Annotated in this window: 13 protein-coding genes; 3 read left to right on the forward strand and 10 right to left on the reverse strand. The window is 40.8% G+C overall.

All coding sequences use genetic code 11. The annotated features are described in order from the left end of the window. Position 1 precedes the first annotated feature (1 nt). On the forward strand, positions 2-1,609 hold the full coding sequence (locus tag MHB64_RS22700) for a response regulator transcription factor (RefSeq protein WP_256989961.1): 1,608 nt from the start codon (positions 2-4) through the stop codon (positions 1,607-1,609). Between the two features lie 62 nt (positions 1,610-1,671). Here MHB64_RS22700 and MHB64_RS22705 read toward each other — a convergent pair whose 3' ends face one another. Both MHB64_RS22705 and MHB64_RS22710 read right to left on the reverse strand, forming a co-directional pair. After that, positions 1,672-2,214 carry a DinB family protein gene (locus tag MHB64_RS22705; RefSeq protein ID WP_094877938.1) on the reverse strand — a complete coding sequence of 181 codons (543 nt, stop codon included), beginning with the start codon at positions 2,212-2,214 and terminating at the stop codon, positions 1,672-1,674. 67 nt (positions 2,215-2,281) lie between these two features. Next, positions 2,282-3,229 (reverse strand): helix-turn-helix transcriptional regulator, encoded by a 948-nt coding sequence (locus tag MHB64_RS22710; RefSeq protein WP_341135421.1) that lies wholly within the window; start codon positions 3,227-3,229, stop codon positions 2,282-2,284. A gap of 141 nt (positions 3,230-3,370) precedes the next feature. Here MHB64_RS22710 and MHB64_RS22715 point away from each other — a divergent pair, with 141 nt between their 5' ends. After that, positions 3,371-4,561 (forward strand): coenzyme F420-0:L-glutamate ligase, encoded by a 1,191-nt coding sequence (locus MHB64_RS22715; protein WP_341135422.1) that lies wholly within the window; start codon positions 3,371-3,373, stop codon positions 4,559-4,561. Positions 4,562-4,885: 324 nt separating this feature from the next. On the opposite strand, the gene MHB64_RS22720 is transcribed toward MHB64_RS22715, so the two are convergent. The 6 genes from MHB64_RS22720 to MHB64_RS22745 all read right to left on the reverse strand — a co-directional run bounded on the left by MHB64_RS22720 (position 4,886) and on the right by MHB64_RS22745 (position 13,599). Next, on the reverse strand, positions 4,886-6,025 hold the full coding sequence (locus tag MHB64_RS22720) for a 5-methyltetrahydropteroyltriglutamate--homocysteine S-methyltransferase (RefSeq protein WP_094877933.1): 1,140 nt from the start codon (positions 6,023-6,025) through the stop codon (positions 4,886-4,888). Between the two features lie 127 nt (positions 6,026-6,152). Next, on the reverse strand, positions 6,153-6,926 hold the full coding sequence (locus tag MHB64_RS22725; protein ID WP_094872868.1) for an ABC transporter permease: 774 nt from the start codon (positions 6,924-6,926) through the stop codon (positions 6,153-6,155). Then, positions 6,904-7,887, reverse strand: a complete 984-nt coding sequence (locus MHB64_RS22730; RefSeq protein ID WP_094872904.1) for an ABC transporter ATP-binding protein — start codon at positions 7,885-7,887, stop codon at positions 6,904-6,906. The genes MHB64_RS22725 and MHB64_RS22730 overlap by 23 nt, the downstream gene beginning before the upstream one ends. A 433-nt stretch (positions 7,888-8,320) precedes the next feature. Then, positions 8,321-9,424: an alpha/beta hydrolase gene (locus MHB64_RS22735; protein WP_094872871.1), complete on the reverse strand. Its 1,104-nt coding sequence runs from the start codon at positions 9,422-9,424 to the stop codon at positions 8,321-8,323. Between the two features lie 53 nt (positions 9,425-9,477). Then, positions 9,478-10,827 (reverse strand): MFS transporter, encoded by a 1,350-nt coding sequence (locus MHB64_RS22740; protein ID WP_094872873.1) that lies wholly within the window; start codon positions 10,825-10,827, stop codon positions 9,478-9,480. A gap of 279 nt (positions 10,828-11,106) precedes the next feature. Beyond that, positions 11,107-13,599, reverse strand: coding sequence for a GH39 family glycosyl hydrolase (locus MHB64_RS22745; RefSeq protein WP_341135423.1), 2,493 nt, complete (start codon positions 13,597-13,599; stop codon positions 11,107-11,109). Positions 13,600-13,842: 243 nt separating this feature from the next. Between MHB64_RS22745 and MHB64_RS22750 the strand changes: the two genes are divergently transcribed. Further along, positions 13,843-15,183: a histidine phosphatase family protein gene (locus MHB64_RS22750; RefSeq protein WP_341135424.1), complete on the forward strand. Its 1,341-nt coding sequence runs from the start codon at positions 13,843-13,845 to the stop codon at positions 15,181-15,183. A gap of 161 nt (positions 15,184-15,344) precedes the next feature. Here the strand turns inward: MHB64_RS22750 and MHB64_RS22755 are convergent, their stop codons facing one another. Then, entirely contained in the window at positions 15,345-15,533 is a 189-nt protein-coding gene (locus tag MHB64_RS22755; RefSeq protein ID WP_094872879.1) for a hypothetical protein, read from the reverse strand. A 66-nt stretch (positions 15,534-15,599) separates the two neighbouring features. Continuing rightward, on the reverse strand, positions 15,600-16,232 hold the full coding sequence (locus tag MHB64_RS22760) for a hypothetical protein (RefSeq protein WP_341135425.1): 633 nt from the start codon (positions 16,230-16,232) through the stop codon (positions 15,600-15,602). Positions 16,233-16,621 lie beyond the last annotated feature (389 nt).

Below are 16,621 nucleotides of genomic sequence, written 5' to 3' on the forward strand. Positions count from 1 at the left end.
AATGTATAATGTAATGCTGGTGGATGATGAACCTATTGTAAAAGTCGCGCTCAGAACCATGATTCCGTGGGAAGAGCTTGGATATATGATCTGTGCTACAGCCTCTGACGGAATTGAAGCTTTAACCCTTGTCGAGAAATTTAATCCCCATATCATCATTACAGATCTCAAAATGCCTAATATGGATGGTTTGCAGCTGATAAAAGAACTGAATAACAGAGGGTTTGCAGGAAAAATCCTGGTGGCAAGTAACCACGGGGAGTATGAGTTGGTTCGCGAAGCATTAGTTCTTGGCGCTGTAGATTACATGCTTAAGATTAGTATGAAGACTGCGGACCTCATCCAGTTGCTGGAGAAATCCACGCACCTAATTCAAGAACAGCTTCAGTCCAAGCAGCAGCTAGAGACACAATCTCAGCTATTGCAACACAATTTAAAGAGTGTAAAAAATGCGATTTTAAAAGATTATTTTACCGACCCCTATTATGATATGAACCAGCTTGAACAGCAAGATTCTATAACACTCGCTTTTAGTGAAAATAGCTGCTATTTGTTCTACATTACCTTTGAGCAAAATAGCGCCAGCCCTAGCGAACGGAAAAATCAACTTTCGGTATCCTTCATTGAAAACATCATCTTAGATATCCTGGAAACCGTAGATCAATTCGAAATTATTCAGCTTGAATCGAATGCATTGTTGCTGCTAATCTCCACTGATACCTTAGATAATCAGCAAATTATCCGTACCGACTTTATCCATAGAGTCATCCAGTTGATCAAAATGTATATTTCCATTACCCCTACCATTGTTTATTCCCAGCCCATTAGAGGATACGCTGAGGCGAAAGTAATGCTAGAGCGATGTAAAGAATCCTTGGAAATCCAATTTTACAACGATATAACGATTATTGATCCCGAGATTGTCCATTTAAATGATACGCTCGATTTCGAAAACGTTCATGAGTTCTCTACAAATTTAATACAGGCCTGGAAACGCTCCGGCGTTGAAGCCGTTAATCAAGCCATTCATAATTTCCTTGAGACCTGCAGATCGAAACAAATAAAGCCGGCTGAAGCCAAAACATTCATCGTCAATTGTCTGCACTATCTTCCATTATGCGATGCTCACATTATCGTTGAAGATCCAAAGCTTTTGAAAACAACTATTGAGAATATTGCAAATAGTAAGCGAAGTGCTGAGATTCTAACGCAGATGGAGCTTTTATTTCAATTATTCACCCATCAAAAACAACAGATTGTGACTACCCATAATAGGGATGTTAAACAAACCATTGATTACATCAATGCAAATTATCAGAAAAAGCTGACCTTATCTCTGATTGCCAAGCAGGTCAACTTAAGTGAGAACTATCTATCCCGAATCTTTAAAGAAGAAGTCGGCCAAAGTATCATTCATTACATTAATACCGTAAAAATGGAGAAGGCCGCAGAGTTAATTCTAAAGGGCAACCCTTATGTCAAAGAGATTTCCACGCAAATCGGTATACATGATCAATTTTATTTCACCAGACTTTTCAAGAAGCATTTTGGTGTTAATCCGAGTGAATATAAAGATTATGTTCAAGCGACGCTTGGCTCAGGAAATTAAAGATCATTTCTTTTACGACGAAAGGCCATTGCTGTAGATCAGCAAAGGCCTCTTTTTTTGGTTTACATCACTTTCCGAAACAATTCCTTGTTTAATCGCTCCAGCTGCAGAAGATGATGACGATAGTGCATTTCAATAAGCAGGAACCATTCCTCCGCGCATAGTCCACCGAATCGCGGATGAGATACGGTATTAAGTTTGGACGCTTTTTCAAGAGACGGTTCGACCTCTCTCATTCTTTGGATGACTGATTGTAACCCTTGAATTAATTGTTCTTTGCTCTCCGGCTGCTCCGGTGTATATTGGGCAGAAGGCGGAACCTGAATACGAATGGGTGGAAAGCTTCCTTGTGCAAATATAGCCGCACCATCCTCGGTTTTCCCTACATGAGATATTAAGGGATCTTGGCTTGGCGCCAGACATTGATCAATATTACGGAGCTGCATATACAGTGCCGAGTTAATGAGATGTTGAACCATCTGTCCGATGGACCACTCGTTTTCACTTGGCTTTTGCTTCAGCTGTTCCAGATTGAATCGCTCTAATGCATGAATATAGTATGTCGCAGTTTCTTCAAAACGTTGTAAGGCTTCTTTAGTTGTAATCATCATATTTCAGCTCCTCTAGTCATTAATTATCCAAGTATACAAAAACGCTACTGACAGCGTTATGTCAGTAGCGTTTTAACATTATTTCCAGCTCGTTTCTAACTTGATGGCGAAAAGATTCCGGCTCTAGCACAACCATGCCGCCTCCCCAGCCCAGCACCCATTGCAGCAATTCCGCTGGCTCTCGAACTCGAAAAGTAACCAGTAAGCCTTCCGCATGCTCCTCTATAGTTTCAATATAGAAATTGTTCGATTCCCTTACCCTATCGGCTATGTCCGAATGGACTAAGATAAGCACATGAACGTTGCGATCATCAGGAGGTTGGTATACCTCCAATTGGAAATCCGCTGGCAGTATGAATTTATCTTCCAGATCTATAAGCTCCCTCATTCGGGATAACCGGAAATGACGGATGCCTTGACGCAATTCACACCAAGCGACGAGTACCCATGATCCTTGATGAAGCACAAGTCCGTAAGGAGCAACCGTACGAATACTTTGACGGTTCCCATCGGCTTCGGCGATTCTTTTGGAATAACGAAATCTTATTTTCCTCTCCTCCAATATCGCTCGACGAATGGCTTCCAGACATGCCTTTTCTTGTATTGGTGCTATATCTGCTGCGGATGCAAATAAACGAAAACTTTTGCGGATCTGTGACGCTTCACTGCGGATGGCTTCTGGAAGGATAGCTTCTATCTTTGCTTTAGAGCTTCTAGCCTTATTGCTATAGTGGGCATCAAACCACTGCTCGATAAAGTCAGTCCCGATAAGCAATGTCACTGCTTCGTCCAGCGTGAAACTAACGGGTGGCAGGAAATACCCCTCGATTAAGGAGTAGCCCTGCCCTGGCGCTCCTATTATGGATACGCCCGCTTCACTCAGTGCCTGAATATCCCGATAGATAGTTCTCACACTCGTTTCAAACGTAGCCGCCAAATCCTCCGCCCGTAACATTTTATTTCGCTGCAGTTCAAGCACTATAGCTAACAATCGATCCATTTTGTTCATACGGCGCTCCTTCTATAAATCCTTTTTATATTAGATATCACAAACATTAATTTCACTTATATCGCTTAAAAGGGTATAGTAATATAGGATAAAAACCATTACTTATATAGAGAGTATACCCTTATAAGAGGAGAGATTGTATTGGAAAGAGTAGTTGGAACAGTGGTGCGCGGACTTCGCGGACCCATCATTAACAATGGGGATAACATAGAAGAAATCGTAGTTCAGACCGTATTGAATGCTGCAACAGTCGAGGGTTTTAAGATAGAGGATCGCGACATTGTAACCGTAACAGAATCCATTGTGGCTCGGGCACAAGGAAACTATGCGACCATTGATAATATTGCTGCTGATATTAAAGCAAAATTCGGTGAAGAGACTGTGGGTGTTATTTTCCCTATTCTTAGCCGTAACCGGTTTGCTAACTGCTTGCGTGGAATTGCCAAAGGGGCACAAAAAGTAGTCTTAATGTTAAGCTATCCATCGGATGAAGTAGGCAACCATCTTGTAGACATCGACGAATTAGATGCTAAGGGTGTCAATCCATGGACGGATGTGTTAACTGAGGCTCAGTTCCGTGAACATTTCGGCTATATAAAGCACCCATTCACAGGTGTTGACTATATCGAATATTATAAAAGCTTAATTGAAGCTGAAGGTGTGGCTTGTGAAGTCATCTTCTCCAACAATCCGAAAACCATTTTAAGCTACACAAAAAATGTATTAACTTGTGATATTCACACACGGTTCAGAACCAAACGAATTCTCATGAGCAATGGTGCTGAAAAAGTATTTGGTCTGGATGATGTTCTTACACAATCCATCGATGGCAGCGGCTTTAACGAAGCTTATGGTCTGCTTGGCTCTAATAAAGCAACAGAAGAAAGCGTAAAGCTATTCCCTAATAACTGCCAACCTATCGTAGATGGTATCCAAGCAAAAATTAAAGAAATTACAGGTAAAACTGTAGAAGTAATGGTCTATGGCGATGGTGCATTCAAAGATCCGGTCGGTAAAATATGGGAACTGGCAGATCCAGTTGTATCCCCTGCCTATACTGCAGGACTTGATGGAACGCCAAATGAGGTGAAATTGAAATATTTGGCCGATAACAACTTCTCTCATCTTCGTGGTGAAGAGCTGAAACAAGCCATTTCTAAATATATCCAGAATAAAAATGAGGATCTGGTTGGTGCGATGGAAGCCCAAGGGACTACACCTCGTAGATTAACGGACCTGATTGGTTCATTATCTGATTTGACTTCTGGTAGTGGAGACAAAGGAACACCAATGATTTATATTCAAGGTTACTTCGATAACTATACAAAATAATATAAGTACAAAAAAGGGAGCCTCTTAACGAGAGCTCCCTTTTTTGTACTTTGCGTTTTATAGATTAGGGAATTCCTCCCTATAATTCAACTGATTTGGTCGTGAATTTAGTTATCCCCCGATTTTTAGGGAGGAATTCCCTGATTCGATTCATTTAGAGGAATGATCGGCTTTTATTAGGGAGATTTTCCCTAATCTAGTCACTGGTATAGATAGAACTAGCCAAGTATATCGATGCACTCGCTTTAAATCAAAATAAACCTTAAGCCGAGTCGGATGAATATCCGTGCGGTTTAAGGTGTTTTTTTAACTTTTTACTTATCCTTAATTCCAGATCTCTTCCGCAATCTCTTTAATATACGCAAGCTTGCGCCATTGCTGCTCCTCTGTCAGGTGGTTACCTTCTTCCGTAGAAGCGAATCCGCATTGCGGGCTCAGGCAAATCCGGTCCAGATCAACATATTGCTTTGCTTCTTCAATACGCTTCAGGATATCTTCCTTGCTCTCCAGCTCACCAAATTTGGAAGAGAACAGACCAAGCACGACCTGTTGATTGTCTTTTAGGAAGCGCAAAGGTTTGAAATCGCCCGCCCGTTCCGTATCAAACTCCAGATAGTAACCTGAGTAGTTATTGATGTTCAGAAGTGTTTGCGCGATAGGTTCATAACCTCCGCCTACTCCAGCATAAGTAGAAACATAATTGCCTCGGCATACATGTGTCGTTACAACCAGATCTTCCGGCAGACCGGATACTACTTCTTCGTTCAACTTCGCAAGCTCGTTCGCATATTCAGCTACATTCACACCAACCTGATTCATAAATGCTATAAACTGTTCGTCGCACAGAGCTCCCCACGTGCAATCGTCGATTTGAATGCTGCGGCAGCCCGCTGCATAAAAGGCAAGAATTGACGCTTTGTATGCTTTGGCAATATCCGAAATTAGCTCTTCACGATTCGGGTATAATTCATTCGTGCTTTCCTTATTTTCTGCCCGATCCAGCTCAAACAGGAATTGCGCAGCTGCAGGAATCGATTGACGCGCAACAACGCCCTCGCCTGCAGCGCCTTTTAAGAATTCATAATGCGCTACAAAAGGGTGGCTGCTGTAGCTTATTTTCCCGGTCAATCGGGCTGTTTCTGGTCTCGACTGCGCGCCGTTAAACTGGTAGCCTTGATCAATAATAGTCCGCTCTACACCATCAAATCCCCAGAAGAAATCGAGGTGCCACCAAGAACGGCGGAATTCGCCGTCAGTTACAGCTTGAAGGCCTACCTCTTTTTGCTTCTGCACTAGCTTAACGATTTCTTTATTTTCAATTTCCTTCAGCTGCTCAGCGGTAATTTCGCCGTTTTTGAATTTTGATCTAGCCTCTTTCAACGCTTGAGGGCGCAGGAAGCTGCCAACAATATCATATCGAAATGGAGTAACGGTTCGTTGTTTAGGTTCGGTTTGAGTGCTCATATATTAATCTCCTCGTAAAAAATTATTAAAATTAATATAGCATATCCGATGGCCTATACCGTTACACCAATGAGTTATGGCAGGTTATAAGTATTAGCTATACCTAAAGAATAAACGTTTGTGTAGGCTAATATTGCCCGAGAAGACCTTTCTTCATGGCTATTTTCTCGCACCGATCAAACACAAAGAGCCCTAAAATCAAATACACTAGCGAATTTAATAGTAATACGCCATAATCTGATAAGGGCAACTCCGTTAGCGTAAGATTCTCTATCATCACTGTTCTTACCATATTCACGCCTTTGACGAATGGAGCAAACGCCAGAAATGGTGCGACAGATATCGGAACAAATACAAGTCCCATCAAAACGAATTGGAAAATCTGTAAAAATGCTTGAATTTGTTTCACGATAACAGCCAAACCAGCAATCATAAAGCTGACCCCCACCATACTTATCATCGTAACTATAATGATTGGGATCGTAGTCATAGGATTTAAGCTCAACCACTGCCCGGAGGTCAGCATCGCACCAAAGAGTAAAAGGATCATAATAACAGACTGTAAGCCCAATTGACTGATGATCCGCGTGAGCATGATTTTCCACACGCCCAAGGGAGACATATATAACTGTTCTAACGTTCCACGCGTCGCTTCTGTGATTACCGAATAACCAATAAAATTCATCGTCATCATCGTTAAGCTCCAAAAGACCACACTTACAATGGAGTATTGAACATTCGTATCAAAGCTGGCCGGATCTCCTATGAACATAATTCCAAAAAATGCAGCCAGAAATATAATATAAAAAGTGGCTACTAACGCAATCGTGTTCGGTAGATAACGTTTCATCTCAATATATTCCTTACGAAAATTCGCATTAAATAAATGGAGCCATTTCATGAGTTCTACCTCCTTTCACAATCTGAATAAACACTTGTTCAAAATCAATCGTAATACGATCAATACTTTCCACCATGGTTCCTTCCTCTTTCAGGAGATCAAACAACTCGTAGATATCCTGCCCATGCTCTAAGTTCACTTCCACAATCGTTTCATGAGAGCTTGCTTTATAAGTACTTAAAGGGAATATACTCAACAGTTTATTCTCCTGTTCTAGGCTTAATTGCTCACCCAGCTTAATGGAATATGCCCTTGTTTCAAATAACTTAAGTAAATTCTCCACCCTGTCATCAATCACAACTTCACCTTTATTAATGATAATGGCACGGTCACACAGCTCCTGAACGACGGGCATATCATGTGAGCTAATAATGATCGTACGTCTTTCTTCCCTTACTATCGTTTTTAGAATATTACGTAATTCATAACTAACCTCAACATCCAAACCGAGCGTTGGCTCATCCAGCAAGATGACATCCGTATTAGCTAATAACGCCACAGCGATTGCCAGCTTTTGCTGCATCCCCCGGGATAATCCATTAACCAGCTCATTCTCCTTTTCTTTAAGATTGAATTGCCCTAATAATTTCTCTGTTTGATCGACTATTTGCTTCCGAGAGTACCCCCGGTTACCTGCAAAATATTCTAAATTTTCCCGTACGGTAAGACGCCAATATAAATTCCGGTTTCCCTCTAATACAGCACTAATATGCTCTAGCGCTTTCAGTCTCTTCTTGCATATATCTAAACCATTAATGGAAATAGAACCCCCATCCGATTCTAACAAACCACAAAGCATCTTTATTGTTGATGTTTTCCCAGCCCCATTGGGGCCCAATAAACCGAGAACCTCACCACGATTTACATGAAAAGAAACATTACGAACGGCATGTATTTTCTCTTTCGTCTTTCTTTTCGCATAGACCTTGCTAATCCCCTGTACCTCTATAATTTTCTCCACCTTATAACCATCCTCTCCCGTACGATTTTTAAAGAGTGATTCCATTGTTAAATTCATTTTATTTTAGAATCTAAATTTAGATAACTGGCTCCAGATGGATACTTTCTCCGTCTGGGGGATGAGATTTGGGAAAGCGCTTGTTTATACAAGTACGACAAAGAGACACAGCTCTTGAGATGTGTCTGGAGTCTTATTTTCTTCATGAAAAAAACTAAACCTAGGGCTTGCTGAACATTCAAATTTCTCTGTAAAAACAAGGGTTTGTAGCTTCCAGACGAATTCCCCTGCCTACTGTATAACATCAGAATGACATACTAAAAAAGCTGTGTATTAATAATAAGAAAGTGGTGAAATTTTAATAAAAATCGCCCTCTTTCATCTTGCTGATTAGACAAGATAAGGAGAGCGATCTTTTATATTACCATGCACGTTATTATCCGAAAATGCGCTTAATTCCTCTAGCAATTTCATTCATACAATCCTCTGCTTGTGGGTAAACGCCGATTTTATCCATGAACGCGTGGTCCATTCCATTATATCGGATATACTGTGTATTAACGCCTGCACGTTGTAGTTTTCTAGCGTAGGCTTCACACTCAAGTGTCAAATAATCATACTGTGCAGTAATAATTAACGTGTCAGGCATACCGCTTAAATCCTCTACTAATAAGGGAGAAGTATAGGCGCTTGTTGCAGGAATTTTGCCTTGTAAATAAATATTGTCCAGCATAGTCGTCATATCCCCCATACCCATTAGTAGTCCCTTGATCAGCTCATGATGATTGTTAATCGTGTACTCTTCGATATTCCATTCGAAATCATCCGTTGCTGCCCCAGCCATGTTCACCGTCGGATAAAGCAAAGCCTGGAATTTAATCATACCTGTTCCTAGATCTCTATCCTTCATCGCGCATACCGTTGATAAGTTCCCACCTGCGCTATCGCCACATACTGCGATTTGATTCGGATTTATATTCAGTTCTGCCGCATGCTCATATACCCAGCGAACAGCATCAAAGCAATCGTTTAATCCTGCAGGAAACGGATGCTCAGGTGCAAGGCGGTAATCCACCGAAACAACAACTGCATTTGCTTTCTCAGCAATTGCTTTACACGGATTCTCCACTACATCCAAAGTACCTCCCAGGAAACCACCACCGTGAAAGAAGACTACCGCCGGGACCTTCGAGCCTTCAGCTGGAGAATAGATCCGAACTGGGATAGAACCCTCTGAACCTTCTATATCTTTCGATTCTGTAAGAATATCCGTTGTTGTTACATCTGTATTCGGCGAGCCCATCATTGCACGCATCCCCTGAACCATTGCCATTAAATCAAACTCTCCCTCAGGTGGCTTGCCCATCGCAGCCATCTTTTCAGCACTTTCGATGGTTGTCTGCAAAACACGAGCGTCCATTTCTCCCTCAGCATCTGAATCTGGAAGCTTTTTAATCATCATGTCTAGACCTTTGACATTCTTAACCTCTGTCCGTCTCTCTAGTTCTGCCAACAGATTTTCATATAGATATTTTTCCATGATGTCCTTCATCTCCCAAGTTAAATTCTTAGTTTTAATTATATAATTCTTATTTAGGCTCCAATTCCGGGGCCTCTACGAGCTTTCAAGTCACTAATCATTTGGGGCTCATCTTTATCTAACTTATAAAACAGGAATAATAGAATAACAATGACATTCGCAATTAAGGGTAACCATACAAAATTAAATTCAATTGCTAGCAAAGCCGATGGCGCTTGCGCTTGATTCGGTACATATTTCCCTAACGCTAGAACCCAAGCTGCAATCGCACCCCCAAGCCCCATTCCGAACTTAGCACCAAAACTGCTTGCGGCAGATAGTAAGCCTGGTGCCCTTACTCCTGATTTCCATTCTCCATAATCAATCGTGTCAGCAATCATCGCGAACAGTAGACCAAATGCAAAGCCCCCACCAAAATTACTGATTATGACACCCGTTAATGCAAGCGGAACAGACATCATCTGTGCACCTAGATAGACAATGATTTGCCCCACAATACCAATGATCATCCCCGTAAAGACCACATTCCGTTTACCTAATTTCTTACTAAAATAAGGAACTAGTATAATCGCAAGTAACATTAGAACGTTAAGGCCATTAACAAGCGGAATTAAGTCTTCTCTACCTAGGTTATATTTAAAGTAATAAATAGTAGCAGGACCCTTTGCTGTAACTCCGATAAATACGAACAGGCCAGTAGCCAAAAGGATCCACCAAGGTGTGTTCCCTTTAATTGCCTTTACTCCTTCTTTAAAAGGGACGGGACGATTGCCTTCAACTTGAACACGTTCCCTTACATTTTTAAATGTAATCAAGAAAAATACGACTGCTACACCAGCATAGATCATCATCGTTAACATAAAACCCTGTTTTTGATCGCCTTTTCCTAATACATCAACAAGAGGTAGTGTCGCAATACTGACAAATATAGCTCCTACTTGCGCCAGAATCATACGAACCGATGACACTACCGTTCTTTCCTGTGAATCACTTGACATGCTTGGCAAAATCGAAGTGAGGGGCAAGTTAATACCTGCGTATAAGACATTCAGTAGAATATAGGTAATATACGCGTAAGCCAATTTTCCTGTATCCCCGAAATCCGGAGACAGAAACGCAAGAATTGCAATTGCCGCGAACGGAATCGATAACCAAAGAAACCAGGGTCTGGATTTCCCATATTTCGAAGTCGTGCGGTCAATTAAGACTCCAAATACCGGTCCGTCGAACGCATCAATAATTCTCGCTAAAAGGAATAAGGTTCCTACAGCTGCGACATTCAACCCATATACATCCGTGTAGTAAAACATTAAATATAAGGTAACCGTCTGGAAAATAAGATTAGAAGCCGTATCTCCTAGACCATAACTGATTCTTTCTTTCCATGAAACTTGTTTATTCATACACGTACCCCCTGTAAATTTCATAGTAAGGAAGCTTCGACCAACCATAATGTAACCCCTTACATTTGTGATTATAGACAATTTTCATCCATTCCACTTTCCGTTTCTTAATCAAAAATAGACCAAATTTCATGATTTTTATCATTAGTAAATTAAGCGCTTTCAATAAAATCATAAAAAAGGGCTGATCCAAATCCATGAAATGGATTTGGATCAGCCCTTTTTGAGTGTATTGATTTATATAGTCTTTTAAACCTATTAAGATTTCATTTAAAAGCACTATACATCATACACAGGCCATAGTTCATATAATCGAACTTCATGAGGGTTTAATTTACATTTAATATCGAGCGAACTTTGGATATCAATCGTCTTCCTCACTTGATTGGGTACAGCCTTACGATTCAAATAGGCCACTTCCTCTGCATCAAGTGAACTTGGTGCACCCATCTCAAGCCATGTATCATAAGCGCTGCCGTGATCCCGATTTATCGTAGTTTGACGAAGCTTGTATACACCACTTGGTATTCCTTGGATCACAAAACTCATCTCTAAATTATTCGTGTCTCTGAAGACGTGATATCGATTCAAAGCGTCAATTCCTAGTGAATCAGACGTACCATACAATCGATCAAAATGACAATAATGGTAAACCATCAATTGATAGCCTTGCGACGATTTTGTGAGACAATATCCAGCGCCAAGCTCCATTAGGCGATCACCAAGCTTGCCTAACAGCTCATAAGCATAATAACCTGGCTTTAGAATTCCATTGCTCGTTACTAAGCCCAATCCACCATGAAAGGGTTCCTCTGCTGGTGGCAGCTCCTCCAGTAAGTCCGTCAAGGACCAGTAAGCTAAGCTCTGCAGTTCATCTAAATTCTCTAGTACATTCTTCACAATATAGGCTGCTTTATAACAGGTATCGTTCGTCAAATCGCGGTGAAATGGTGTTGAATTCCATTCCGTTACTTGAACATCAGGCACTTGTGAGAGCTTTGCTTTCAGTTTATCTTTTAACAAATGAATCGTTTCATTCAAATAATTATCGTTACTTAAATGTATCCAAGATATTGGTTTATCTACTACTCGCTGCTCTCGTACTGGATAACTGTGGAACGAAATAACATCGGGAATACAATGATTTGTGATACAGAAATCTAAATAATGATCTAACCAAGACTCTTGATATACCGTTTCTGAAAAAAGATCTGGCCCCCCCATTTGGAATTTAGAGCAGCTAGCTTTAACAGCTTGATAAGTCTGAATATACATTTCGCCATAATCTTCGAACGCATCTGGCCAAAAAACTTGCAAATCAGGTTCATTCCAGCAAGCAAAATACCAATGCTTCATCTCTTCTTCGCCATAACGGTTTTTGCAGAACAAAAGTAATTGCTCCACGAGCTTTCTCCACTTCCCTATGTCCTTGGGTTTACTCAGATTACTCTTCTTATAGAAGAAAGAAGACTCACTACTCGCTAAATCTTTAGGCATGAAGCCAAGCTCAATGTAAGGGCGAATTCCAATGCTTCGTATGAAATCTATTAATTGTCCGACATAGAAGAAATTAAAAATCGGATTGCCTTGTGCATCCTCACGATAAACCATCATCTCATCATCAAATATCCCATGAAACCTAATATGACTAAACTGGACCTTTTCCTGAATCAACTTTAAATGCGTTTGCACTTCACTCATTAAAATTTCCTTCGCCTTGCTTATCGTACATATTTTTCGCCAATAAGGTTTAATCACCGTACTCTTACCGGAGAGATGCACCCTAATTTCTTTTGAGACTACACCTTTATCAAGCGTCTTATCGGCTGTTTGCTGATCAGGTGAAGGCAAATACTTGAATAAAGCCTCATACGCATTCTCACGATCAAAATCCAAGTAAGTTGCATAATCATTTGAAGACAGGTTCTCATGCTCCTCATACCTTTGCAAATCCTTACGGTATTGAATCGGTGTTATTTTATAAACCTCCTTAAACACCTTGTGAAAAGATTTCAAACTCGGAAATCCATGGTCCATAGCAATTTGAGTAATGGAATGATCCGTGTAAGTAATATCTCTGACAGCATGCTTCAATCGAAGCTGATTGACATATTGACTAAAGGACTTCCCCATACTTTTCTGAAAAAAACTAGACAAATATGGAACCGATAAGTGTTCCTGCTCCGCAATATCGAACAAACTAAGTGATTTCATATAGTTGCCTTGGATGTAGTTCACGATACTTAACATACGCTCTGTGTACTTGGAACCAATTCGACTACTATTATCTTCGCGACTCTCTCTGAATTTCCAAAGCAGTACGTAAATTAGCTGGAATAGTAACGACTTTATTTTGAGCTCATAGCTATAATTTTCTTTGTTATATACCCACATCATTTCGGCTAATAAAGAGCGGATTTCATTAAATTTCTCTTGCTCTTCCTCTCCATATAGAAAGGATTTGCATAGGAACCTAACTTGATCGATATCGGCAAATTCAGTTTTAATGAATGAAATGGGAATCTGCAAGGCAAGCACCAAATTATTCTCATGGGATTGAATGGAATGAATTTCATTGCTGTTGATGATCAAGACATCCTCTTCTTGTAGAGTAAATCTTTTCTTTTCAATATAGACATCGACTTTCCCTTTGAGAACGAACAGTAACTCAATGCTGTCATGCCAGTGGTCCTCCACAAATTGCGCATTATGAAGAAATATATTAATTGGCAAATCATTGTTCATTTGAATGCTTTCATAAATGTAATCCAAAGCCACCGTTCACCTCTCTTCATCCGTTTCTTTGGTCAAAACGCTAAATAGCATTATACTCCGCAAATTCATTTTTATATAATAGCTTTTTTTAATTTGGATATATAAGTACATCTCACATTCAAACGAAACATGAAAAAATAAGCCTTAATTTTGCTTAAAAAATGGATATTTTGAATTTAAGACCCTCGATATAATTACAATGTTAACGCTTTCAAAATAGATAGTAAAGGGGATATGTATATGAACAAGAGTTTATCTAAGTTTTTTACTGTCATGATGGCTTTCTTCGTTTTAAGTTCATTTAGTGTAGGCAATGTTGGTGCAAGTGCAGATAATACTGCTAATAAGGAAGATCAAGATCAAGGGATTACTTTCTATCTGGTACGGCATGGAGAAACGATATTCAATGTACAAGAACGTATGCAAGGGTTCTCCGACTCTCCTCTAACAGAGAAAGGAATTGAAGTAGCCGAGAATCTAGGCAGAGGCTTGAAGAACATTCCGTTCGTTGCTGCGTACAGCAGTACGAGCGAACGGGCAAGCGACACGGCCGATATTGTTCTTGAAGGCCGCAATCTCAAGCTGATCAAAGACAAGCGGTTGAGAGAAATCAATTTCGGTGACTTGGAAGGTGCTTATCAAGCAGATGTTATGAAGCATACAAATGTTGCTTCGTTCCAGAAACTCGATTACACCTCGGTGAACGGCGAGAATATGCAAGGCGTGTTCGAGCGGGCTAAAGCATCGCTGGATCAAATTGTTGAAGCAAATAAAACAAAAGGCGGGAATGTGCTTGTTATTTCGCATGGCATCACCATTCTCGATTTGGTCATGGGTCTCGACCCGAAAGCCTGGGATATGAGCAAGGGCGGCTTGCCGAATTCCAGCGTAACGAAGATTCAGTGGAAAGACGGCAAATACACGGTGCAAAAAGTCGGCGATCAGAGCTATGCGGAAAACGGCCAAAACAAGCTCACGTTCTACTTCGTTCGTCACGGCGAAACGCTGTTTAACGTACAAAAACGGATGCAGGGCTCCTCGGATGCTCCGCTTACGGAAGAAGGTATCGAGGTTGCCGAGGACCTGGCACGAGGCTTGCATGACATTCCGTTCAGCGCAGCATACAGCAGCTCGAGCGGACGTGCGGTAGATACGGCCGATACCATTTTGGAAGGCCGAAACATGATTCTGAAAACGGATAAGCGGTTGAGAGAAATGAACTTCGGTGACTTGGAAGGCGCTTATCAAGCAGATATTATGAAGCATACAAACGTTGCTTCGTTCCAGAAACTTGATTACACCTCGGTGAACGGAGAAAACATGGCTCAGGTTTTCGCCCGGACGAAAGCGGCAGTAGACCAGATCATTGCCGATAATCAAGGGTCGAAAAAGAATATCCTTGTCGTTTCCCACGGCATCACCATCTTGGATTTGGTCATGGGGCTTGACCCTAAAGCTTGGGATATGAGCAAAGGTGGTTTGCCGAATTCCAGCGTGACGATCGTCGAATGGGAGAACGGCAAGTTTACGGTAGGAAAAGTTGGCGACACCAGCTATTTGGAAAAGGGGACACCTAATTAAGGAGCAATCCGATGACTTCTGTATTCATCAGGAGTCATCTTTTTAATGTCCATCGGTATTACAGGTTCGGAAAAAGTCATCGATGGAGGATACTCCACTCAATAATGATAAGGACAGCCCTCAAGTTGAATGAGGGCTGTCCTTTTTTCATTACAACACCATTAAAAGATCCATATGAGTAAGAAAATAACTGCAATGATTGCCACCACAATTAAAAGATTGGTCACTTCGCTCCAAAATCCAGGAACGCCTTGTGTATGATATTTCTGCGCATTGACATCATGGTTTGCTTTATGACCACCAGGGTCCGTCGTATTCGAACTAGGTCCTGGATTAAAAAAGTCTGACATAGAAATCAACCCCTTCCCATGATTACCAACCATATTATACCAGTATATTCCTTTTTTATTAATAAATCACTTAGCTCCATTCATTTGAGAATAAAAATAAGGTAAGTGTTTCTTTGATAGAGCTTTTTCGATTAGTTCTTGATCGTAGCCATATTTTTGCAATGCAGTAATAATCGCTTGTGTCCTGTCGGACCGTTGTCGTCTTAAATTAGATTCCAGTTGTATTTCTAGAGGAACCGTAGGAATAGTGTACCGTCCGATAGTTACATTCTTACAATGGTTCCAAATGAATCGCCCACCTTCCCATATCCCATCACCATCCATAGAATCAGGAATTCCCGCTGAGTTGGAGATATGAACGACTTCCACTTTGAATCCATTGATAATCCAACTTCCCTTTGTCCACGAAAAGCCCGAAGAAAAGGTCTGAGTGTATGCAGGTTCTTCTAAAGAGGATAACCAGTTCTCCCCATGAGGAAGTTCACATTTGTCTATCAGGGAATATTCCTTCAGAAGTACTGCAAATTGTGCAATCCCTTCTTTATTTTTAGTATAAATATCAACGTCTCCCGGAGTCATTTCACAGCCCTGTAAAACCGAACCCACCGAGCCAACCAAGATCCATTCTAATTTCGAATTCACTTCCGATGAAAAATAAAGCTCACATACCTTTGACAAAGCTGTTTCCCAGCTGTTCATAATTTCACCCCAAATTGACTAGTAAGTTCGAGTACATGAAACCTTAATAACCTCAGATGCGTTAAAGAACTATACAAATTCACAGGAGGTTTTAAAAATGAGATACAGTGCTGCTGGCGCGCGAATAACCTGTCCTTGTTGTCAAAACGATACCTTTGATCTGGATTATAAACTGCTTAACACAAGCGGAGCATCATTTCTAGGATTTGACTGGGCAAACAAAAACGCTGCAATCCTTATTTGTAAGAGATGCACCCATATCTCATGGTTTATGGAAGAACCAACATCAGATAACTAAACACTACCAGATTCTTCTACATCCTCATTATAAAATATATCTTTAGAACATGTGTCCTTGAGCTGGATGCAATTGTTCTTATGTATCCAGT

Source organism: Paenibacillus sp. FSL K6-2859, assembly GCF_038008265.1.
In the GTDB taxonomy this organism is placed as follows: Bacteria; Bacillota; Bacilli; order Paenibacillales; family Paenibacillaceae; genus Paenibacillus_AQ; species Paenibacillus_AQ nitricinens.